This window comes from Rhizobium sp. TAL182 (genome assembly GCF_002117725.1).
Lineage (GTDB): Bacteria > Pseudomonadota > Alphaproteobacteria > Rhizobiales > Rhizobiaceae > Rhizobium > Rhizobium esperanzae.
Genome location: NZ_CP021024.1, coordinates 2,285,840 through 2,306,990, shown reverse-complemented (window position 1 = coordinate 2,306,990; position 21,151 = coordinate 2,285,840). Strand labels below are relative to the sequence as shown.

Below are 21,151 nucleotides of genomic sequence, written 5' to 3'. Positions count from 1 at the left end.
GAGAACGTTTTGGCGAGGCTTAATTACGCCGCTTCCGCTGTCCCGCAGAATTGGTCGTCAGACCTGACCGACACGAGGATATCTGCATGGCCGAAGCAAGCACGACACCACAGCGCGAGGAGCGGATCCAGTGGACCGCAATGGCGGGTATCATCGCGACGGTGACCGTGTTCGCCGTGTCACAGGGGCTGACCTATCCGCTGCTGAGTTTCATTCTCGAGCGGCAGGGAATACCATCGGGCCTGATCGGCCTCTCGGCCGCGATGACGCCTCTGGGTTTCATCATCTCGGCGCCCCTCATTCCGGCGCTTTCGCGAGGCGTAGGCGGGGCGCGGCTGGCCATTCTCTGTTCGATCCTGGCTGCCTTTACCCTGGTCGCGATTGCCTGGACCCAGCAGGTCTGGGCCTGGATGCCGCTGCGTTTCCTGCTCGGCTTCTTTGCCAATCCGCTTTACGTGATCAGCGAAACCTGGCTGATCACGATCACGCCGGCACCACGCCGCGGCCGAATCCTCGGCCTCTATTCATCGATCGTTTCTGCAGGCTTCGCAGTCGGCCCGCTGTCGCTCGGCTTCGCCGGCACGGACGGATGGCCGCCATTCATCATCGGCGTCTCGGCCTTCCTTGCCTGTGGCCTGATCGTGCTTGCCGTTGCCCCTCGCCTTCCTGAGATGCCTGATGAAGGCGAGGCAACGTCGGTCGGTGGCTTCTTCGCCCTGGCGCCGCTGTTGCTGCTTGCGGTTTTCACCGCCGCCGCCTTCGAGCAGATCCAGCTATCGCTGTTCGCCATCTATGGAGCGGCGCTTGGCAGCGCAGAGGGACGCACGGCTTCGCTCATCACCTGTTTCGTCGCCGGCAATGCCGTGCTGCAGATCCCGCTCGGGCGGGCGGCCGAACGGTTCGGCGCGACGCGCACCATGATATTCTGTGTCCTGGTTTGCCTCACCGGCTGCCTGCTGCTGGCGGTTGCTTTCTCCACCTGGCTCATCTGGCCGCTCGTTTTCGCCTGGGGCGGCGTCTCATTCGGGCTCTATACCATGTCGCTGATCCAACTCGGCGAGCGTTTTACTGGACAAACCCTGATCGCCGGCAATGCCGCCTTCGCCTTCGCTTGGGGCATCGGCGGCATGGCGGGGTCACCCGCGGCTGGACTGGCGATGCAATTGATTGGGCACCAAGGGCTACCACTATCATTCGGCCTGCTCAGCTGCGCCTTGGGGGTGTTCCTGTTGGCTGAGAAACGATGAGGTTGATTTGCGGTTTCTTGCTGCCCCTGCAAACGAACCTTTTTCGCTGCCAGTGCTCCCCTGTCCCTGGACTCACCTATTGGCCAAATACATAACACGTTATATAATTCTGGACCAGATAGGAGGGTGGCATGGTCGAGGATGTGGTCCGAACACTGGGTTTTCTGTGTTTGGGCAGTCGGCTGCGACGCATCGGGGAAAGATTGCAGGCAGATACGCAGCAGGTCATCGACGAGGCCGGAGTGGGCATTCAGGCCGGCCAATATCCGTTCCTGGCGGCAATCGACCGGGCCGGACCGCTGACGGTCGGCGAGCTTTCGCAGGCGGTAGGTATCAGCCAGCCCGGCGTGACGCGGACCATAGGCCAGCTTCTCGAATTGGGCTTCGTCAATATGCAGCCGGCGACGGACGATCAGCGACGCAAACTGGTGTCGCTGAGCAACGAGGGCCGGAAACTCGTCGACCATTCGAAGACGACGATCTGGCCGCGCGTGGCGGCTGCCGTTGCGGATCTCTGCGGCGACCTCGATGGACCGATCCTCGAGCAACTTGCGGCAATCGAGGACGGGCTTGCGGCGGCGCCGCTCATACGCCGCGGCGCAAATAGGACGTCGCGCCTACCCTCGGACGCCAATGAGGAGGGATGTCAATGAACCATGTGCTCGACCGGCCGATCTGGAGCGCTCTGCAGACTGCGCATGCCGATTTCGCCGAAGGCGGACAGCACGCACAGCGATATCCGCCGTCCATCGTCCCCTTCGCGGCCTCCGCCGACGATACGCCGGAAAGCCTCGGCGCCCTGGAGAATCTGCCATCAGGCGAGGAAAGGATGTTTCTGGTCGAGGCCGGACCGATCGCCATTCCCCCAAGTCTTGTCGTGTTAATGGAGGCACCGGTCACCCAGATGGTGGCCGAGCGGCCTCACGAGAAAATTTCGGATCCCCGCATCCAGCCGCTGACAGAGGCTGACGCCGCCGATATGCTCGACTTGGCGACCTTGACCAAACCGGGTCCATTCACGTTGCGTGCGCAGAGCCTTGGCCGCTTCTGGGGGATCAGGCAAGAAGGTCGTCTCGTGGCGATGGCCGGTCAGCGCATGCGGCAGATCGGCTTTATCGAGCTCAGCGGGCTTTGCACCCATCCCGACTTCCAGGGGCGCGGCCTCGGCAGCCTGCTCTTCCGCTTCGTGGCCGGCGAAATAGCGTCCGGCGGCGACACCGCCTATCTGCATGCCTATGCGGGGAACACATCGGCCATTTCTCTCTATGCGGCCCACGGCTTCGTAGTTCGGTCGGAGATGAACATGTGCGTGGTCAAGCGTCCTACTTGAAAGGGTCGATTGAAAGAGCGTTTCCTACGGCTCAAGCACGTGTTCACTGGTCATAGCGCACCGCCGCTGGCAGCACTTCAAATTGCCAGTATTTTTCCGGGCTGAAACAGCTCGCGGCGAATTAGACCGCCCACGAATGGGGGCGGCCGGCGGCTGGGTCGACCAAGATCAGTGCCGCGGCGCGTTGGCGGGAATGGACGACACCGTCGCCGAAACGGGATCGCTGGCCGGAAAGCTATCCTCGAGGCCTTCGTTCAGCTCCTCTTCCAGCGTTTCACGATCATGGGTCGAACGTGCGCTCGGCTGGCCGACCAAACCCTTGCTGCCTTCGTCGAAGTTGCCGTTGCTCAAGGCGTCGTAACGGTTGATGCTGCCGTCGGCGTTGCGGACGGGAAAGGCAGTCAGTTGAACCATCATCACCTTGGCATGGTCGAGCGCCGTCGAGCCGTCGAGCTCGCCATGGGAATTATCGATTTTGACGGTAACCGATTCTCCTCCCTCGCCCAGGAATTCGACGATGAAAAAGTCGCCCGACTGTGTCACGCGTGCGTCGATCAATTGCATGGAAACCTCCTGTGTTCATGCCGGATCAACGGCGAGCAACATCAGGAGTTCCAGCGAGCATAGCATTTCGATCGGGTGCATGTTGCGCCGGGGGCGCACCAGCTCACTCTTGGTCGCCATTTGTGGTTAATTTATTAATAATTCGGCTTCTATAATCGGAACCACGCGGCCTTTCCGCGTGTTGATGCTGCGCCGTGGAGGAACCCCGATGATCCTGAAAATCTTTGCTCCTGAGATCGACGCCGATTGCCCTGCTACCGGCACCTATGCCGACGGGATCTTCGCCGAAAACCGTATCGACCTTTCCTCACGCCGTGACAGCCGCCGCCGCTCGCCACACGAGCGCGATTATGGGGCCGACAGGAAACCGGAAAACCTGCCGCTCGGCTTCGCCTGACCGCTCCCGCCTCCCATCAAAAGCCTGCGGAAGACCAGCACGCCTGACGCAGCCAATACGGCGTGCAGCGCTTCTGCCGTGGCTCTGATCTTGTCTCCGCGATTGCCGATGTCCAGCCGCTATATTGGCCGGCGTCAGTATTGAAGAGCTCCTGCCAAGACCATCCCCCACCCGTTCGCTGTGCAGCCAGTAGCCGTCATCGGAGAGAGCATCGTTCAATGATCCCACGACGAGAAACTCTTCGCCGTCGTTCCAGCGATGAAAGGCAATGACCCGATTTTCGTCGTGAACCAGGGGACGGGATATTGCGCGAACGCGCTTTTCCAGGCTCCTCTTGCCGGCATCACATTGCCGGCCACATTCTCCGTTGACGCCACTCGCAGCAACGGAGAAGCCCTTGCCCTGGATCGCCTATATCGCCCATTTCATTGCAGCCGCCTTTCTGACCAACGGCATCCCGCATTTCGTCAACGGTGTCAGCGGCCGGCGCTTCCGCACTCCATTTGCAATGCCCAGTTCGCCGACGGCGAATGTCGTCTGGGGCTGGGCGAATTTCCTCATTGCCTTCCTGCTGTTTGCCAATGTCGGGCCACTCTATATCGGCACGCCGGGCGATACGATCTTCGTGGCGGCCGGCATGCTCCTCACCGGCATCCTGCTCGCCCGGATTTTCGGCGGCGATGCGAACTAGCGCAAATCTGTGGGAAAGCTGAGCTTGACGGTCGTTCCTTGCCCGGGAGAGGAACAGATGGATGCCTCTCCACCGCTCTGACGGACGAAGCCGTAAACCATGGCGAGGCCAAGCCCTGCCCCACCGTGTGTTCCTCTTGTGGTGAAATAGGGCTCGAAAGCTTTGTCTACGACCTCTGGGCTCATGCCTATGCCGCTGTCCGTTACCGAGATCAGCAATGTGTCTCCCTTTGCTGTTGCACCGATTACGATGACGCCTCCTATCGGCATCGCTGCCGAAGCGTTGAGACAGAGGTTCAGAACGGACTGCTCCAAGAGGGCCGCGTCGAGCGATACGACCGGCAGGCCGGCATCCAGTTCCAGCTTGATGTGGCACTTTGCGCCGACAGCGATCTCCAGGATATCGGCCATTCCGCGAAGGAGGCTGGCGACATCCACCGGGCTTGGATAGAACGGCTGTTGGCTGCCGATCGACAGCATGCTGCCGGCCAGCGACCGTCCTCTCTCGGCAGCCTTGCGAATCCGCGCAATGTTGCGTTTCTGCCGATCGTTGAAGCCGGTTTCACGTTCGAGAAGGCCGAGGCTGCCGGTGATGATGCCGATCATGTTGCCCACTTCGTGGCTCACCTGATGCGTCATGCGCATGATGCCGTCCAGTCGCTGAACCTTTGCCGCTTCCGCCTCCTGTCGATCCATCAGCGTGACGTCGCGTGCCAGAAGAACGATGCCGCCCTCCGGCTGTCGTGACATGGAGATCTCGATCACCCGCTGGTCACCAGTGCGATGGCGGACGACTGCACGTTCCAACAGAGTGCCGCGCTCCGGATCGGAGGGCAACAGGGTGGGATCGATCTCCGGCACCGGCTCGACAAACCGGCGCAGCGGCAATTTGCGCGCGGAACCCGAATGGCCGAACAGTTCGATGATCCGCCTGTTCATGGTGATCGGTCGCCCTATCCTGTCGAAAAGCGCAATCCCTTCGTTCATATTGCGAAAGGTTGAACGGATGGTGCGAGCGGCGGCTTCTGCCGTGCGTCTCAATCGAGACACACGATCCACGCTGTCCTTGAAGGCGCGGAAGGCGTCCAGCAGACGCACAAGCTCGGTTTCATTTCCACGGTAGGCTGGCGGACCCACTTCGTTTTCGCCCTTGGCAAGCGCATTCATGCCGTTCGACAGCGCCACGATGCCCCGTGACACACGCATGACCGACCGGATGGAGAATATTGCCATGACGAGCACGAGCAAGAAAGCCAAGGCCACGGTTACCAGCAGTCGGCTCAAGGCATCGGAGGTCGAAAGCAGATCGTCGTTCAGCTGGCGTGCAACCGCGTCACTTTGCGTCTCCGTTGCATGGGAGAGGTCGCGGGAGACGGCATGCAGCTTTGCGACCGCCGCCCGGATCGCGAACATGTTCAAGAGGTATCGTGTTTGAGCTTCGAATACACGCTCATACGGCTGGAGCTCGGCAGGCGAAATCCTCAAATCGGGCTCGGCTTTCCCCTGCGCGGTCATCGTATCCGCCACGTATCGTCTGCGAAGTTCACCGAGCTGGAAAAGACTGTCGGAGGTGGAAGCCGCTTGCACGATTCCATTCACTTGACGGCGCAGCTCGTGATCGACGATGCCTTTGCCGGTCGCCACCTCCCCCAGCGCCGCGGCAGCTTCAGCCTTGTGATTCTGTGCAGCGTCGGCGTCCCTGGAAAGCACAAGCGTCTGTGTCCTGATAAGATCGAGAAGCTCAACCATTCTCGGGCTCGCAAAGCCGCGGGCAGCCTGGTCTGCTCCGTGGGACGCGGCCGTCTTCAGCAGGCTGTCGACCTGCAGCACGACAGCGCGGCTCTCGCTCGCCACCCGGTATGGCGAGGTCGAGTTCATCAGGAAGGGCGCGCTCGACACCAGATCGGAGACTTGCCGGGAAACGAGCGAGGCCTTGGCGAGGCTCGTGAAGGCCTGCAGGCCGTAAGCTGCCATCTCGTCACGGGCGCGCTGCAGCCCGTAGATCGCGATCGCCGACAGGCTGAACACCAGGAAGCAGATGAAGGCGATCGCGAACGGCAATCGAAAGGCAATCGACGACAGAAAGGAGCGGCTGATCACGCGGACGGCTCGCCGTCGCCGGTGTGCAGGACATAGCCCTTTCCGCGTCGTGTCTTGATATGGCGCGGGAGGTCGGGATTGCGTTCGATTTTCCGCCGGAGTCGCAGAACCAGGACGTCGACGTTGCGGTCGATGTACCGATCGCTTTCCGAGCCAAGCCGATCGAGGATCTGCGCCCGGCTCACCGGCTGGTTGGGGGTCTGCGCAAGGATTTCAAGCAGGGCGAATTCGGCCGTCGTCAGCGTTTTGCTGCGGTCGGCGAGGCAGACGGCTTGGCGGCCCAACAGGTCGATGGCCCAATCGCCAAGCAGCAGAGAGGGACGTTCGTGCTCCCGCTCACTCTCCTTTTCCTGTTTCATTGAGGGCACGGTTCGCCGTAAGACAGCTTTGATGCGGGCCGTCAGTTCGATCGGTTCGAACGGCTTGACTACATAGTCATCCGCAGCAGTTTCCAGGCCGAGAACACGATCGGCGGCACTGCCGGCTGCCGTCACCATGACGATACCGATATTGGTCTCCGACCTCAGTTTTTGGGCGAAAGCCCGGCCGGATGTCCGCGGCAGGTTGTGGTCGACCAGCACCAGATGTATCTGCTCTCGCGCCAGGATATTGGTCGCCTCCTCGGCGGATCCCGCGCAGGTCGGAATCCACCCCTCGGCCTCGACGAGATCGGAGATAAGCTCCGCCATATCCGGATCGTCCTCGACGATCAGAATTCGAACCTTCTGATTCAGCACCGCTTGATCCTCCCGGCGCCATCATAGGCATGCCGCCGCCAATGTTCAAAGACACTCTGATGATGAGGTTTGTCACATTTGTAATGAATGTAACGGTGCTCCGCCCGGCGATGAAAAATCGGTAACCATTCTTCGATTGCGGTGACGCGAGGATCTGACATGCTGGCTGTGGAGATTGGAACGGGAGGTTCCAGGGGAGGCTTGCGTGAGGATATTCACCGCTCTTGCTGCGGGCATGGCTTTCTGGCTGTGCGGCGCAAGCCAAGGCATGAGCGAGGCACGATTGAACGTCCTGTGCGGCGTTGACGAAGCCTGGTGCATGACCATGGAAAAAGCGTTCGAAGCCCGCGCGGGTATCGATATCTCCATGGTTCGCAAGAGCACCGGCGACATACTCGATCAGATCCGTGCCGAAAAACCACATCCGACTGTGGATGTCTGGTGGGGTGGAACCGGTGATGCCCATCTGCAGGCTGCCTCAGAGGATCTGCTCGATCGATACCAGCCCGACCATGAACACGATATGCTGCCTTGGGCGCAGAACTTTTTTGCCATGTCCGGCTCACGGTCGGCCGCCATATATGCTGGGGCTTTGGGTTTTGCCTACAATTCCGATCTGCTCGGAGCGCTGAAGCTTCCGGCCCCGACCTGCTGGCAGGACCTGACGAAAGAGGTCTATCGCGGCCATATCCAGTCCGGCAATCCGAATTCCTCCGGAACGGCTTTCACAATGCTGGTCACACTCGTGCAGCTCCTCGGCGAAGAGGAGGCGTTCCGGTACATGGCTGCCCTCAACCGCAATATCGTCGAGTATACCAGGTCCGGCTCGGCGCCGGTAAAGGCTGCCGCCCGGGGTGAAGTCCTGATCGGCATCTCGTTCATGCATGACGCGGTAACCCTGAAGGAGGCAGGCGCGCCGCTGGTCATCGTCGCTCCTTGCGAAGGAACGGGCTACGAAATCGGTGCGGTCAGCATCGTCAAGGGTAGCCGCAATGCCAGAGCCGCCCAGGCATTCGTCGATTTCGCCCTCAGTCCCGAAGGCCAGGCGACAGGCGCTGCGGCCGGCCAGAACCAGGTTCCGTCGAACGCCAAAGCGGCTTTGCCGCCGGCCGCGCCCGACATCACCATGATCAAGATGGTGGATTATGACTTTGCAACATTCGGCCTGTCCGACGAGCGAAGTCGGCTGCTGACCCGCTTCGACACCGAGATCTCCCCGACCCAATAGGCCGGAATCCAACTTCCATCCGAAACTTGACAACACGGTGCGATCGACGCGCCGCGACGGGCAGCGCTTGTGCCGTTGACCCAACACCCTCTCAGACGCAAGCAACAGGAGGATACCCATGCGACTGACAGTTCTTTCCACGCTTCTCTTTGCCGGAACGGCGCTGGCTGCCGGTTCGGTCCAGGCCGCTGGCGAGCTCAACCTCATCTGCTCGGCCGATGTCGTCATCTGCGAGCAGATGCAGGGCGACTTCGAAAAGGCTCACGACATCAAGGTCAATATGGTGCGCCTGTCGTCGGGCGAGACCTATGCCAAGATACGCGCCGAGGCTCGCAACCCGAAGACCGACATCTGGTGGGCCGGCACGGGGGATCCGCATGTCCAGGCTGCATCGGAAAACCTGACGCTGGAATATAAGTCGCCGATGCTCGATCAGTTGCAGGATTGGGCCAAAAAGCAGGCGGAGAGCACCGGCTTCAAGACGGTCGGCGTCTATGCCGGTGCGCTCGGCTGGGGTTACAACACCGAGATCTTCAAGACCAAGGGTTACAAGGAGCCCCGCTGCTGGGCCGATCTCCTGGCGCCGGAATTGAAGGGCGAAATCCAGATCGCCAATCCGAACTCCTCGGGCACTGCCTATACGGCTCTCGCTTCTCTGGTACAGATCATGGGCGAAGACCAGGCTATCGACTATCTGAAAAAACTGAACGCCAACGTCTCGCAATACACCAAGTCCGGATCGGCTCCGGTCAAGGCGGCGGCGCGGGGCGAAACCGCCCTCGGTATCGTCTTCATGCATGACGCGGTCGCGCAGACCGCCGAAGGCTTTCCGGTCAAATCGGTCGCGCCATGCGAGGGCACCGGCTATGAAATCGGCTCCATGTCGATCATCAAAGGCGCCCGCAATCTCGACAACGCCAAGGTCTGGTACGACTGGGCGCTGCGGCCCGAAGTGCAATCGCGCATGAAGGATGCCAAGTCGTTCCAGCTGCCGTCGAACAAATCGGCGGAGGTGCCGAAGGAGGCGCCGAAGTTCGAGGACATCAAGCTGATCGACTACGACTTCAAGACCTATGGCGATCCGGCAAAGCGCAAGGCCCTGCTGGAGCGCTGGGACCGGGAAGTCGGCGCCATTGCCAACTGAAGATCGACGAGTGGCGCGACATCCCGGACGGATCCGGGGTGCCGCTCCATTCTCCCATTTCATCAACGTGAAATAAGCGAGGTATGCCATGAGACGTGGCAATCGCCGATTGGACATCGTCCTTGGCCTGGGGGCGGCTGCCCTGATCCTGGTCCCGTGGTATCGCATCGAGGGCGGCTTCTTCGGATTCAAGTGGCTGTCCGCCTTCCCGTTCTCCGCCGATACCGCGCCAGGGCTGCTGCAAATCCTGCAGCATGGAAGAACTTGGCTTGCCGGCGTGGTCCTGCTGTTTTTGCTCGGCTGTTTGGCGCGCCTGGTGCGCGATCCGATGCGGCGCGGAACCTTGCTCGCCTCACTCGGCGCCGTCGGCCTCGTCTTCCTGTCTCTGCAGGGATTGGCGATCGGCTTTTCCGGCTGGACCTGGGCAATCAGTGAAAACCTGTTCGGCATATTGTCCGAGGGGCAGCCGTCGATGGGTGCCGGCGCGGTCCTCTTGGCGCTCGTCTTCGTTCTCCTCTTTGCGTTCGGACTGGCCGAACGCGGGGTGATGAAGGGAGATGCCTTCATTGTCGGCTCGATTTGCATTCTCGCGTTTCTGGTCACCATCTTCGTTTTCTACCCGATCGGCAGCATGTTCATCGCTTCGGTGCAGGACTTCGATGGCTCCTTCAATCCGGATGGCCTTATACGCAACATTCAGGACCCCGGCATTTGGAGCCTCGGCTGCATAGCGGGCGAAGAACGTTGCGGCGTTGCCTGGCGCACGCTCCTTCTCGCCGTCATGACCGCTTCCGGCTCGACCCTGCTCGGCCTCGGCTTTGCGCTGGTGGCGACGCGCACGCGCTTTCCGTTCAAAAAGGGATTGCGCCTGCTGACGGTGCTGCCGATCATCACACCGCCCTTCGTCATCGGCCTGGCGCTGACGCTGCTGTTCGGCCGCGCCGGCGTTATCACCGAGGCCTTGTCCAGTCTGTTGGGTATCGAGCCAGGCCGCTGGCTCTATGGGCTCACCGGCATCTGGATCGCCCAGGTGCTCTCCTTTACGCCGATCGCCTTCCTCGTCCTCATCGGCGTCGTCGAAGGCGTCAGCCCGTCGATGGAGGAGGCATCGCAAACCCTGCGTGCCGGTCGCTGGCGCACGTTCTGGCGCGTCTCCCTGCCGCTGATGAAGCCGGGTCTCGCCAACGCTTTCCTGATCGGGTTCATCGAGAGCATGGCCGATTTCGGCAATCCGCTCGTGCTCGGCGGCACGCATGGCGTGCTTTCGACGGAAATCTTCTTTGCGGTCGTCGGATCGCAGAACGATCCGTCGCGCGCGGCCGTTCTTGCCATCGTGCTGCTCTGCTTCACGCTCTCGGCATTCCTCGCTCAGCGTCTCTGGCTATCCGGCAAGAGCTTTGCCACGGTCACCGGCAAGGGCGACAGCGGCGCTCACATCGCGTTGCCGCGCGGCCTTTCCATTGCCGTGCATGCGGTAGTCATTCCGTGGATGGTCTTTACCGTCGTCGTCTATGGAATGATCCTGGTCGGCGGCTTCGTGAAAACCTGGGGCCTCGACAACTCGCTGACGCTCGACCATTACGCTCGCGCCTTCTCGATCGGCTTCGACAATGGCGGGGTCGCGTGGACTGGCGTGGCGTGGAACTCCTTCTGGACGACGATGGAAATCGCGCTCGCCTCCGCGCCCTTGACCGCTGCGGTGGGCCTGCTCACGGCCTATATCATCGTACGGCAGAAATTCGTCGGGCGGAACGTCTTCGAATTCGCGCTGATGATGAGCTTCGCCATCCCCGGAACGGTCATCGGCGTCAGCTACATCATGGCTTTCAACCTGCCTCCGATCGAGATGACCGGCTCGGCGCTGATCCTCATCCTCTGCTTCGTCTTCCGCAACATGCCGGTCGGCGTACGAGGCGGGATCGCGGCGATGAGCCAGCTCGACAAGAGCCTGGACGAGGCGTCGCTGACTTTGCGTGCGGACAGTTTCCGCACGATCCGCAAGGTAATCCTGCCGCTGCTGCGGCCAGCCATCACCGCTGCCCTGGTCTACTCTTTCGTGCGCGCCATAACCTCGATCAGCGCCGTCATTTTCCTCGTCAGCGCGGAATACAACATGGCCACGTCCTATATCGTCGGCCTCGTCGAGAATGGCGAATACGGCGTGGCGATCGCCTATTCATCCATGCTGATCGTGGTCATGAGCATTGTCATCGCCGGCTTCCAGCTCGTCGTCGGCGAGCGCCGCCTACGCCGCGAAAATCGCGTCGCCGGCAGTTCAGCTCCCTCTGTTCCTCTCGGTCAGGAGAAAACCGCATGATCACCGTCAAACCCGGTTCCGTCACCTTCCAGAATGTCCGCAAGTCTTTCGGTGCATTCACGGCCATTCCGGACCTTTCCCTCTCCATCGAGCCAGGCACACTGGTGACCTTGCTCGGCCCGTCCGGCTGCGGCAAAACCACCACGCTGCGCATGCTGGCCGGGCTCGAGCATCCGACATCCGGGCGTATTCTGATCGGCGGTGCCGACGTTACCATGCTGCCTGCCAATGAGCGCGATGTCTCGATGGTGTTTCAGTCCTATGCCTTGTTTCCGCATATGACTTCGCTGGATAATGTCGCTTACGGCCTGCAGTCGTCGGGCCTCGGCAAGAAGGAAGCGCGGGAAAAGGCCGAGGAAGGATTGAATCTCGTCGGCCTTGCGGGCATGGGCCATCGCCTGCCGGCCGAGCTTTCCGGCGGCCAGCAGCAACGCGTCGCGGTTGCCCGCGCGCTGGTGCTCGAGCCGCAGGTGCTGCTGCTCGACGAACCGCTCTCCAACCTCGATGCACGCCTGCGCCGCCGGGTGCGCACGGAAATCCGCGAACTGCAGCAACGGCTCGGCTTCACCGCCGTTTACGTCACCCATGACCAGGATGAGGCTCTGGCGGTGTCAGACCGCATCATCGTCATGAAAGATGGCGAGATCGCCCAGTCCGGGACGCCGCGTGAGCTCTATGAAGCACCGGCATCGTCCTTCATCGCCGATTTCATGGGCGAGGCCAATGTCATCCCTTGCGAGGTGATCGGCGTTGAAGGTACTGAGGCGCTTATCCGCGTGGCCGGTGTGGACCATCGTTTGCCAAGCCGCAGCGCAAAGCCCGGCATGGCAAAACTTGCCGTCAGGCCCGGATCGATCACCATAGCGGCAGCCGACCAGCCGGGCCTGCCGGGACGCGTGCTCCATAGCGCCTATCTCGGCGGACATGTCGAATATGAGATCGAAACCGCTGTTGGAACGCTCTTTATCATCGACCATGCCGTCGAAAGAAACCTGGCGCCTGCGAGCGATGTCACACTCGGGTTCGAGAACCGTGGCATCGCGCTGATCAATGCCTGAAACATTTGGAATGCGAATAAAGGATAGCAATATGACTATGGATGACACCGACCTGGAGCGACGCTTCGCCCTGGCCAAATCCCTTGCTGCGGAAGCTGGTGCTTTGGCACTCGATTATTTCAATAAGCGCGAGACTCTTGTGATCGAGACAAAGCGCGATCTTCAGGATGTCGTGTCGATCGCGGATCGCAACGTCGAAACCTTCCTGCGCGAGCGGGTTGCGGCAGCAATTCCCGAGGACGGTTTCCTCGGCGAGGAGTTTGGCCATCAAGCGGGAAGTTCCGGCTACATCTGGGTGGTCGATCCAATCGACGGCACCGCGCCTTTCGTCAATGGCATGCCTACCTGGTGCGTTTCGGTCGCTGTCCTGCACCAAGGCGTCCCGGTCGTCGGCGTGATCCAGGTGCCTTGTGCGAACGAGCTTTATGCAGCAGCCCGTGGCCTTGGGGCGAGCTTGAACGGTGAGACGCTTTTGCTCGATCCCTCCCGCACAATACAGAATGCCCTGACGGGTATCGGCTGCAATACGCACGTCGCTCCGGACGTTGTCGGCGCCATCATAACAGCCTTGCTTGCCAGCGGCGGCACGTTCATTCGGAACGGCTCCGGAGCGCTTATGCTTGCCTATGTGGCTGCAGGGCGTCTTGTCGGTTACTATGAACCTCACATGCGGGCTTGGGACTGCATGGCGGGCTACTGCCTTGTGAAAGAAGCTGGGGGCGAGTACCTGCCCTTCCCTACCGAAGGGGAAGATTTGTTTAAGGGGCATCCTGTCCTTGCCAGCAACGGTACCGCTTATCCGGAGCTATTGGAGATTCACAATTCCCTCCGACGGCAATAAGACGGGAGAGACGCAGCGTGGCGGCGAGCGCCACGCCTGCCGAGGGCGAATGGTTGCCCATACAACTGGTTGTCATAATCTGGTCCCGAGCATACTCAGGCGAGTAGGAATAAAGCAAACCCAACAGCCCCAATCGCCATGAAGACTCCGAGAAAGCGCAGCAAACCTCGACCAGACAAGTCCCAGCCATTGCTGCGGCAGCTCGCCGCCGTTCCTGCGAAGCTGTTTTCCGGTGCATTCCGCCAACAATACGGCGCGATTTGCTTCCGCTACACCGATGACAGACCGGGAATCGAAATTCTGGTGATTACATCGCGCGAGAGTGCCCGTTGGGTCATTCCGAAAGGATGGCCTATGAAGGGGAAGAAGCCGTTTGAAGCGGCGGCAATCGAAGCCTGGGAGGAAGCAGGTGTGCGCGGAGCCGTGAGGAAGAAGCCGGTCGGCCGCTACACCTATCTGAAAGAACTCGACGATGGCGACATAGCCCCCTGCATCGTCGACTTGTTTCAAGTTGAAGTCATCGAGATCAACGATGACTTCAAGGAACAAGGACAGCGTATTCTCGAATGGGTCAGCCCCGATGAAGCGGCACGACGCGTTCGCGAGATCGAACTCAAGTCGCTGCTCGTCGAATTTGAAGTCCGCGGTCGCAAAAAGCGCGATCCTCGCTGACGGCAGTCAGCTTTCAACGCAAGGTAACTTGCATGATGATATTTACTGCTGTAGTGACTATCATCATGCAACGGACTAGCTTCAGTCAATTCAAATGCCCGGCGGCGCGCGCGCTCGACAGCGTCGGCGACTGGTGGAGCATTCTGATAGTGCGTGATGCCTTCCAGGGGCTGTCGCGCTTCGATGAATTCCAGAAAAGCCTCGGCGTGGCGCCGAACATCCTGACGCGGCGGCTCAAACACCTGACGGATCAGGGGCTGTTCGAACGACGGCTATACCAGCAGCGCCCTGCCCGCTACGAATATCGGCTGACCGAGAAGGGCCGTGATTTCTTTCCGGTGCTGATGACGCTGTTTTCCTGGGGAAGCCGGCACATGCCGGAGGAAGATCTCGCCTTTCTGCTCGGTGACGCCGCTTCGGGCAGAGAGCGCCAAACGGTGCTGGTCGACGCACGGACCGGCGAAGAAGTGACACCCAAAAACACCAGTCTGCTTCCAGGCCCCGCAGCCGATGACGAGGTGCGTGCGCGGATCGCCCGCATGCGCGCCTGGTATCTCGGCATCGACGCATAGAGAGGAAAATATCATGGATCGCATTGTTGTCACCGGCATGGGACTTGTCTCGCCACTTGGCACCGGCGTCGAACCCGCCTGGAAGCGCCTTGTAGGCGGCGCTTCAGGTCTGAGAGTACTGCACGAGGATGTCGTCGGCGAACTCTCGGCCAAGGTCGGCGGCATCGTTCCCGGCATCGCCGAGGATGTTGAGGCGGGCTTCGAGCCCGACCGCTACATCACACCCAAGGACCAGAAGAAGATGGACCGCTTCATCCATTTCGCCATGGCAGCGACGGAAGAAGCGGTTAAGCAGGCCGGCTGGATGCCAACCGACGAAGGTGAGCGCGAACGCACTGCAACGATCATCGCCTCCGGCGTCGGCGGCTTTCCGGCGATCGCCGAAGCGGTGCGGATCGGCGAGACGCGCGGCGTGCGGCGGCTCTCGCCCTTCACCGTGCCTTCCTTCCTCGTCAATCTCGCCGCCGGCCAGGTCAGCATCCGCTACGGCTTCAAGGGGCCCCTCGGCGCGCCCGTGACGGCCTGCGCGGCCAGTGTCCAGGCGATCGGCGATGCGGCGCGGCTGATCCGTTCCGGCGAGGCTGATGTGGTGATCTGCGGCGGCGCCGAGGCCTGTATCGACAAGGTGAGCCTTGGTGGCTTTGCCGCTGCGCGCGCCCTTTCCACCGGCTTCAACGAGACGCCGGAACTGGCCTCGCGCCCCTTCGACACGGCCCGTGACGGTTTCGTCATGGGCGAAGGCGCCGGCATCCTGGTGATCGAGACGCTGGAGCATGCGCTTGCCCGCGGCGCGACACCGCTTGCCGAACTCGTCGGCTACGGCACGGCGGCGGATGCCTACCACATGACCTCAGGCCCCGAAGATGGCGACGGCGCGCGCCGGGCGATCGAGGCAGCGCTCCGGCAGGCCAAGATCCCGGCGTCCGAGGTCAAACACCTGAACGCGCACGCCACCTCGACACCGGTCGGTGACAAAGGCGAGATCGCGGCGATCGGCACCGTCTTCGGGCGGGATGGCGGCATTGCCGTCAGCGCGACGAAATCGGCGACCGGCCATCTGCTCGGGGCCGCCGGCGGGCTGGAGGCGATCTTCACCATTTTGGCGCTGCGCGACCAGATCGCGCCGCCGACCCGCAACCTGGAAAAGGTCGATCCTGATGCCGACGGCATCGATATCGTCGGCAAGACGGCGCGCTCCGTGGCAATGGACTATGCGATCACCAACGGTTTCGGCTTCGGCGGGGTGAATGCCAGCGCCCTCTTCCGACGCTGGTCATAAGTCCGCTTTCCTTGCGCTGGAAATGGCCTACACTTCCTCTCTGTCGGGGATCATTCCCCGATAGAGCTGGAGACAAACCCATGCGCGCCTTCTTCGCAGTTGTCTTTCTGTGTGCCGCGTCCCTCCTCTCCACCGTCTCGGCCCGCGCCGAAGATCCGATCGACGCGACGCGGACGATGATCGAGGAACAGATCAAAGCCTTCCTCAAGGACGATGCCGAGACCGCCTATTCCTTCGCCGCTCCCGGCATCAAGGCGATGTACCCCGACAAAAACCTGTTCTTCGCCATGGTCAAGAAGAGCTACGAGCCGGTCTACCATCCCGGCAACTACGCCTTCGGCCGCAGCCGCTCGATCGACAACGGCGCGCTGATCTATCACGAGGTGCTGATTTCGGGCCGCGACGGCAAGGACTGGACGGCGATCTACCAGGTCACGCGCCAGCCCGACGGCAGCTACCGGATCAACGGCGTGCAGATCATGCCGGATGCGGACAGCAAGGGAATCTGATCAAACTGCCTTCGGCCGATCAAACGGGGTCGAGATCACCCCTCGACCATTCCTCCATCGTTTCCGCCATGAAATCGGCGAAGCGGCCCTCGGAGATCGCCTTGCGGATGCCCTGCATCAGTTCCTGGTAATAAGCGAGATTGTGCCAGGAGAGCAGCATGCCGCCGAGGGCTTCGTTGGCGCGGACGAGATGGTGGAGATAGGCGCGCGAATAATCGCGCGAGGCCGGGCAGTTCGACTGTTCGTCGAGCGGGCGCATATCCTCGGCATGGCGGGCATTGCGGATATTCACTTTGCCGCGGCGGGTGAAGGCCAGGCCATGGCGGCCGGAGCGGGTCGGCATGACGCAGTCGAACATATCGATGCCACGGGCGACGGATTTGAGGATATCGTCGGGCGTGCCGACGCCCATGAGGTAACGCGGCTTTTCAACGGGCAAGACCGGAAGCGTCTCTTTCAGCATATTCAGCATCACGTCCTGCGGCTCGCCGACCGCTAGACCGCCGACGGCGTAGCCCTTGAGATCGAGCTTGGTCAACGCCTCGGCCGAACGGATGCGCAGCGCCGGGATATCGCCGCCCTGGACGATGCCGAACATGGCCTTGCCAGGTTGCTCGCCGAAGGCCACCTTGCAGCGCTCGGCCCAGCGGAGCGACATTTCCATGGCGCGCTCGATCTCCTTCGGCTCGGCCGGCAGCGCCACGCATTCGTCGAGCTGCATCTGGATATCGGAGCCGAGCAGTCCCTGGATTTCGATGGAGCGCTCCGGCGACATGTGATGCAGGCTGCCGTCGACATGCGACTTGAAGGTGACGCCCTGCTCGTCGAGCTTGCGCAGGCCGGCGAGCGACATGACCTGGAAGCCGCCGGAATCGGTCAGGATCGGATGTTCCCAGCGGATGAGCTTGTGCAGGCCGCCAAGCCGGGCGACGCGCTCGGCGGTCGGGCGCAGCATCAGATGATAGGTGTTGCCGAGGATGATGTCGGCGCCGGTTTCGCGCACCTGGTCGAGATACATGGCCTTGACGGTTCCGACCGTGCCGACCGGCATGAAAGCCGGCGTGCGGATCGTGCCGCGCGGCATGGAAATCTCACCGAGACGGGCGCCGGCATCGCTCTTCTCGAGCGTGAATTGGAAGTTCTCTGTCATCTAGTCTTTCCGGAAAAGAAGGCTCGCGTCGCCGTAGGAGTAGAAGCGGTAGCCCGTGGAAATGGCGTGTTCATAGGCCGCGTGCATGGTTTCGAAGCCGGCGAAGGCCGAGACGAGCATGAACAGTGTCGAGCGCGGCAGGTGGAAATTGGTCATCAGCATGTCGACCGCCTTGAAGCGGTAACCGGGCGTGATGAAGATGCCCGTGGCCCCGGCCCAGGGCTTGATCTCTCCACTCTCCTCGGCGGCACTCTCGATCAGCCGCAACGAGGTGGTGCCGACACAGACGATGCGACCGCCTCTTTGCTTTACCGCGTTCAGCCGGGCAGCGGTTTCTGCGCTGACATAACCGCTTTCGAGATGCATCTTGTGGTCATCTGTATCATCGGTCTTGACGGGCAGAAAGGTGCCGGCGCCGACATGCAGCGTAACGAAATGACGTTCGATGCCGGCCCTGTCGAGTGCTTCGAACAGGCCAGGCGTGAAATGCAGGCCGGCGGTGGGGGCTGCAACGGCGCCCTCCTCGCGGGCATAGATCGTCTGGTAATCGACGCGGTCGCGATCATCATCGGGGCGCTTGGCGGCGATATAGGGCGGCAGGGGAATATGGCCGACGGCGGCGATCGCCTCGTCGAGCACCGGACCGGAAAGATCGAAGGCGAGCGTCACTTCGCCGGCTTCGCCCTTTTCCTCCACGGTCGCATCGAGCGAGCCGATCATGCAGCTTTCGCCGCTGTGGCCAAAGGCAATGCGGTCGCCTTCCTTTATGCGCTTGCCCGGTTTGGCGAAGGCCTTCCAGCGGCTGGGGCCGATGCGCATGTGCAGCGTTGCCGAGACCTGCTGCCCGCCGGCGCCGTCGCGATGGCGGATGCCCTCGAGCTGGGCGGGAATGACTTTCGTATCGTTGAAGACAAGCGCGTCGCCGGCGCGCAGGAACGACGGCAGATCGGAAACGCGATGATCCGAGAGGGTGCTTGCCGCATTTGCATTCACGACGAGCAGCCGCGCGCTGTCACGCGGCTCGGCGGGCCGCAAGGCGATGCGCTCCTCGGGCAGATCGAAATCGAAAAGGTCTACGCGCATAAGTGCACTTTCAGGCAAAGCGAAACCCGCCCCGCGCTTTCGCGCAAGGGCGGGTTTCAGCAGAAATCACAATCAGACGTCGGCGGCAACCCGCATGGAGACGATCGAGTCCGGATCGGAGACAGGCTCGCCGCGCTTGATCTTGTCGACATTGTCCATGCCTTCGATCACCTGACCCCAGACGGAATACTGCTTGTTCAGCCACGGTGCGTCGGTGAAGCATATGAAGAACTGCGAGTTGGCCGAGTTCGGGTTCTGCGAACGGGCCATCGAGCAAGTGCCGCGAACATGCGAGGTGGCGGAGAATTCCGCCTTCAGGTCCGGCTTGGCGGAGCCGCCCATGCCCGCGCGGCCGGGATTGAAGGTTTCAGAACCCTTCTTGCCATATTCGACATCACCCGTCTGGGCCATGAAATCCTGAATGACGCGATGGAAGACGACGCCGTCATAGGCCTTCTCGCGGGCGAGTTCCTTGATGCGGGCGACGTGCTCCGGGGCGACCTGCGGCAGAAGCTGAATGACAACCTTGCCCTTGGTGGTTTCCAGAATGATGGTGTTTTCGGGATCCTTGATCTCGGCCATTGTCTTCTCCTCTTGTTTCTCTCGTAATTTACTTCTTGCCCAGGGTGACCTTGATCATCCGGTCGGGATTTTTGACTTCCCCGTTCTGGCCTTCGCCGCGCTTGATCTTGTCGACATTCTCCATGCCGGAAACGACCTTGCCGACGACGGTGTACTGACCGTTCAGGAAGGAACCATCGGCGAACATGATGAAGAACTGCGAGTTGGCGGAATTCGGATCCTGCGAGCGGGCCATGCCGACGGTGCCGCGCACGAACGGTGTCTTGGAGAATTCAGCCGGGATGTCAGGCATGTCGGAGGAGCCGGTGCCGGCGAGGCTGGCATCGAAGCCCTTCTCCATGTTGCCGTATTTGACGTCGCCGGTCTGGGCCATGAAGCCGTCGATGACGCGGTGAAAGGCGACGTTGTCATATTCGCCCTTCTTGGCAAGCGCCTCGATCTGGGCGACATGTTTCGGCGCTACATCCGGCATCAGCTGGATCACCACCGGGCCGTTCTTCAGCTGAACGGTGAGATAATGATCGGCCGACTGGGCCAACGCATCCCCCGCGAAGGAGGCGAGATACAGCACGCCGGCAAATGCGAGATAGAAGAGTTTCATGTGAGCTCCGTTGCGGCGTTATCCGCCTAGGCTTTTGCGCTTGCTAGTTTGGGCGCTTGGATGTGAGGGCTTGCAGGACGGCGGCCGGGACGAAAGCGCTGACATCGCCGCCCATGGCGGCGATCTGGCGGACCAATGTGGCGGTAATGGGCCGCGACGCCGTGCCGGCCGGCAAAAAGATGGTCTGGATGTCGGGCGCCATCGTTCGGTTCATGCCGGCCATCTGCATTTCGTAGTCGAGATCCGTGCCATCGCGAAGGCCGCGAATCAGAAGGGTGGCGCCATGGGCGCGGGCGGCATCAACGACCAGATTGTCGAAGGCGACGACCGTGATGTCGCTGGTCTTGCCGGGCAAGGCTTCGGCCAGCGACAGGCGGATCAGCTCGGCTCTCTCTTCGAACGAAAAGAGCGGCGCCTTGCCGGGATGGATGCCGATCGCGACGATGACTTTTTCGGCGACGTTCAGCGCCTGGACCAGAACATCCACATGTCCGTTGGTGATCGGGTCGAAGGACCCAGGATAAAAAGCTGTCGTCATCTGGCCCGGCCATTCGTTTGACGCCTTTTGTCACGGATGCGGACTTGTCGCAAGTGATTTACCCGGCCGTGGCGCACGGCTGAACAGCGGATGAACATGCCATTCAAGGCCGTTTCAGACGGGATCTGTTTAACTCGGATCATCAACCCAGCCGATGCCATTCCGGCAGCCGGCGCTCCCCGAAAGACCGAAATCCATGCTGATCGTGCTCGTTGCACTCGCCACTGTTCTCTCCCTCGCCGCCGAGATAGCCTATGGCCACTTCGCCGATCGCTACGAGGTGAGCTGGGTGCGGCCGGAGCTTGCCGAACATGCGGCGATCGTGCGCGCCCAAAGGCCGCTGCGCGGAAATGAAGACCGACTGCGCTAGGAAAAACGAACTTCGAATCTGAACGCCAGATGAACGAGACATTCAAGGAGGCTTCAGATCCCCGTTGGTAAACACCCGCTCAACATCCGGCGGAACCATTTTTAAACGGATGCGTTCACTTAACCGACACAGAAATGCGTCA

Annotated in this window: 22 protein-coding genes and 1 pseudogene; 15 read left to right on the top strand and 8 right to left on the bottom strand. The window is 61.3% G+C overall.

Annotated elements, in window-relative coordinates; translation table 11 throughout:
- The first annotated feature begins 86 nt into the window (after positions 1-86).
- The 3 genes from Tal182_RS11595 to Tal182_RS11585 all read left to right on the top strand — a co-directional run bounded on the left by Tal182_RS11595 (position 87) and on the right by Tal182_RS11585 (position 2,577).
- A complete protein-coding gene (locus Tal182_RS11595) occupies positions 87-1,247 on the top strand; it encodes an MFS transporter (RefSeq protein WP_245344762.1) in 1,161 nt (386 codons plus the stop codon).
- A gap of 131 nt (positions 1,248-1,378) precedes the next feature.
- The gene (locus Tal182_RS11590) at positions 1,379-1,900 is read left to right on the top strand and encodes a MarR family transcriptional regulator (protein ID WP_085859513.1); all 522 of its coding nucleotides are present in this window, start codon (positions 1,379-1,381) and stop codon (positions 1,898-1,900) included.
- Positions 1,897-2,577 (top strand): GNAT family N-acetyltransferase, encoded by a 681-nt coding sequence (locus Tal182_RS11585; protein WP_085859512.1) that lies wholly within the window; start codon positions 1,897-1,899, stop codon positions 2,575-2,577. Before Tal182_RS11590 ends, Tal182_RS11585 begins: the two co-directional genes overlap by 4 nt.
- A 168-nt stretch (positions 2,578-2,745) precedes the next feature.
- Here Tal182_RS11585 and Tal182_RS11580 read toward each other — a convergent pair whose 3' ends face one another.
- Positions 2,746-3,141: a hypothetical protein gene (locus Tal182_RS11580; protein WP_085859511.1), complete on the bottom strand. Its 396-nt coding sequence runs from the start codon at positions 3,139-3,141 to the stop codon at positions 2,746-2,748.
- Between the two features lie 208 nt (positions 3,142-3,349).
- Here Tal182_RS11580 and Tal182_RS11575 point away from each other — a divergent pair, with 208 nt between their 5' ends.
- Both Tal182_RS11575 and Tal182_RS11565 read left to right on the top strand, forming a co-directional pair.
- Positions 3,350-3,538 (top strand): hypothetical protein, encoded by a 189-nt coding sequence (locus tag Tal182_RS11575; RefSeq protein ID WP_064802617.1) that lies wholly within the window; start codon positions 3,350-3,352, stop codon positions 3,536-3,538.
- A gap of 397 nt (positions 3,539-3,935) precedes the next feature.
- Positions 3,936-4,229 carry a hypothetical protein gene (locus Tal182_RS11565; protein ID WP_064810401.1) on the top strand — a complete coding sequence of 98 codons (294 nt, stop codon included), beginning with the start codon at positions 3,936-3,938 and terminating at the stop codon, positions 4,227-4,229.
- Here Tal182_RS11565 and Tal182_RS11560 read toward each other — a convergent pair.
- Together Tal182_RS11560 and Tal182_RS11555 are read right to left on the bottom strand one after the other, a co-directional pair.
- On the bottom strand, positions 4,226-6,328 hold the full coding sequence (locus tag Tal182_RS11560) for an ATP-binding protein (protein ID WP_085859510.1): 2,103 nt from the start codon (positions 6,326-6,328) through the stop codon (positions 4,226-4,228). The two genes, Tal182_RS11565 and Tal182_RS11560, sit on opposite strands and share 4 nt — an antisense overlap.
- A complete protein-coding gene (locus Tal182_RS11555; protein WP_085859509.1) occupies positions 6,325-7,065 on the bottom strand; it encodes a response regulator transcription factor in 741 nt (246 codons plus the stop codon). Before Tal182_RS11555 ends, Tal182_RS11560 begins: the two co-directional genes overlap by 4 nt.
- Before the next feature lie 235 nt (positions 7,066-7,300).
- Here Tal182_RS11555 and Tal182_RS11550 point away from each other — a divergent pair, with 235 nt between their 5' ends.
- The 9 genes from Tal182_RS11550 (at position 7,301) to Tal182_RS11510 (ending at position 16,685) form a co-directional block, all read left to right on the top strand.
- Complete coding sequence (locus Tal182_RS11550; protein ID WP_085859508.1) at positions 7,301-8,293, top strand: ABC transporter substrate-binding protein; 993 nt, start codon at positions 7,301-7,303, stop codon at positions 8,291-8,293.
- A 118-nt stretch (positions 8,294-8,411) separates the two neighbouring features.
- Complete coding sequence (locus Tal182_RS11545; protein ID WP_012483807.1) at positions 8,412-9,437, top strand: ABC transporter substrate-binding protein; 1,026 nt, start codon at positions 8,412-8,414, stop codon at positions 9,435-9,437.
- An 88-nt stretch (positions 9,438-9,525) separates the two neighbouring features.
- Entirely contained in the window at positions 9,526-11,754 is a 2,229-nt protein-coding gene (locus Tal182_RS11540; protein ID WP_085859507.1) for an iron ABC transporter permease, read from the top strand.
- Complete coding sequence (locus Tal182_RS11535) at positions 11,751-12,812, top strand: ABC transporter ATP-binding protein (RefSeq protein ID WP_085859506.1); 1,062 nt, start codon at positions 11,751-11,753, stop codon at positions 12,810-12,812. The genes Tal182_RS11540 and Tal182_RS11535 overlap by 4 nt, the downstream gene beginning before the upstream one ends.
- 31 nt (positions 12,813-12,843) lie before the next feature.
- On the top strand, positions 12,844-13,653 hold the full coding sequence (locus tag Tal182_RS11530; RefSeq protein WP_085860911.1) for an inositol monophosphatase family protein: 810 nt from the start codon (positions 12,844-12,846) through the stop codon (positions 13,651-13,653).
- Positions 13,654-13,791: 138 nt separating this feature from the next.
- The gene (locus tag Tal182_RS11525; protein ID WP_016733049.1) at positions 13,792-14,325 is read left to right on the top strand and encodes an NUDIX hydrolase; all 534 of its coding nucleotides are present in this window, start codon (positions 13,792-13,794) and stop codon (positions 14,323-14,325) included.
- Positions 14,326-14,390: 65 nt separating this feature from the next.
- On the top strand, positions 14,391-14,897 hold the full coding sequence (locus Tal182_RS11520; RefSeq protein ID WP_085859505.1) for a helix-turn-helix domain-containing protein: 507 nt from the start codon (positions 14,391-14,393) through the stop codon (positions 14,895-14,897).
- A gap of 13 nt (positions 14,898-14,910) precedes the next feature.
- Positions 14,911-16,176 carry a beta-ketoacyl-ACP synthase II gene (gene fabF, locus Tal182_RS11515; protein ID WP_085859504.1) on the top strand — a complete coding sequence of 422 codons (1,266 nt, stop codon included), beginning with the start codon at positions 14,911-14,913 and terminating at the stop codon, positions 16,174-16,176.
- An 80-nt stretch (positions 16,177-16,256) separates the two neighbouring features.
- Positions 16,257-16,685 carry a DUF4864 domain-containing protein gene (locus Tal182_RS11510; protein ID WP_064802597.1) on the top strand — a complete coding sequence of 143 codons (429 nt, stop codon included), beginning with the start codon at positions 16,257-16,259 and terminating at the stop codon, positions 16,683-16,685.
- A gap of 19 nt (positions 16,686-16,704) precedes the next feature.
- Here the strand turns inward: Tal182_RS11510 and tgt are convergent, their stop codons facing one another.
- The 5 genes from tgt to coaD all read right to left on the bottom strand — a co-directional run bounded on the left by tgt (position 16,705) and on the right by coaD (position 20,639).
- Entirely contained in the window at positions 16,705-17,835 is a 1,131-nt protein-coding gene (gene tgt / locus Tal182_RS11505) for a tRNA guanosine(34) transglycosylase Tgt (protein WP_064810394.1), read from the bottom strand.
- Positions 17,836-18,918 (bottom strand): tRNA preQ1(34) S-adenosylmethionine ribosyltransferase-isomerase QueA, encoded by a 1,083-nt coding sequence (gene queA / locus Tal182_RS11500; RefSeq protein ID WP_085859503.1) that lies wholly within the window; start codon positions 18,916-18,918, stop codon positions 17,836-17,838.
- Between the two features lie 72 nt (positions 18,919-18,990).
- Positions 18,991-19,500, bottom strand: a complete 510-nt coding sequence (locus Tal182_RS11495) for a peptidylprolyl isomerase (RefSeq protein WP_064802591.1) — start codon at positions 19,498-19,500, stop codon at positions 18,991-18,993.
- A gap of 28 nt (positions 19,501-19,528) precedes the next feature.
- Positions 19,529-20,101, bottom strand: coding sequence for a peptidylprolyl isomerase (locus Tal182_RS11490; RefSeq protein ID WP_064810392.1), 573 nt, complete (start codon positions 20,099-20,101; stop codon positions 19,529-19,531).
- A 43-nt stretch (positions 20,102-20,144) separates the two neighbouring features.
- Positions 20,145-20,639 (bottom strand): pantetheine-phosphate adenylyltransferase, encoded by a 495-nt coding sequence (gene coaD / locus Tal182_RS11485; protein WP_064802587.1) that lies wholly within the window; start codon positions 20,637-20,639, stop codon positions 20,145-20,147.
- Positions 20,640-20,729: 90 nt separating this feature from the next.
- Between coaD and Tal182_RS11480 the strand changes: the two are divergent.
- Positions 20,730-21,009, top strand: a pseudogene (locus Tal182_RS11480) (hypothetical protein).
- Positions 21,010-21,151 lie beyond the last annotated feature (142 nt).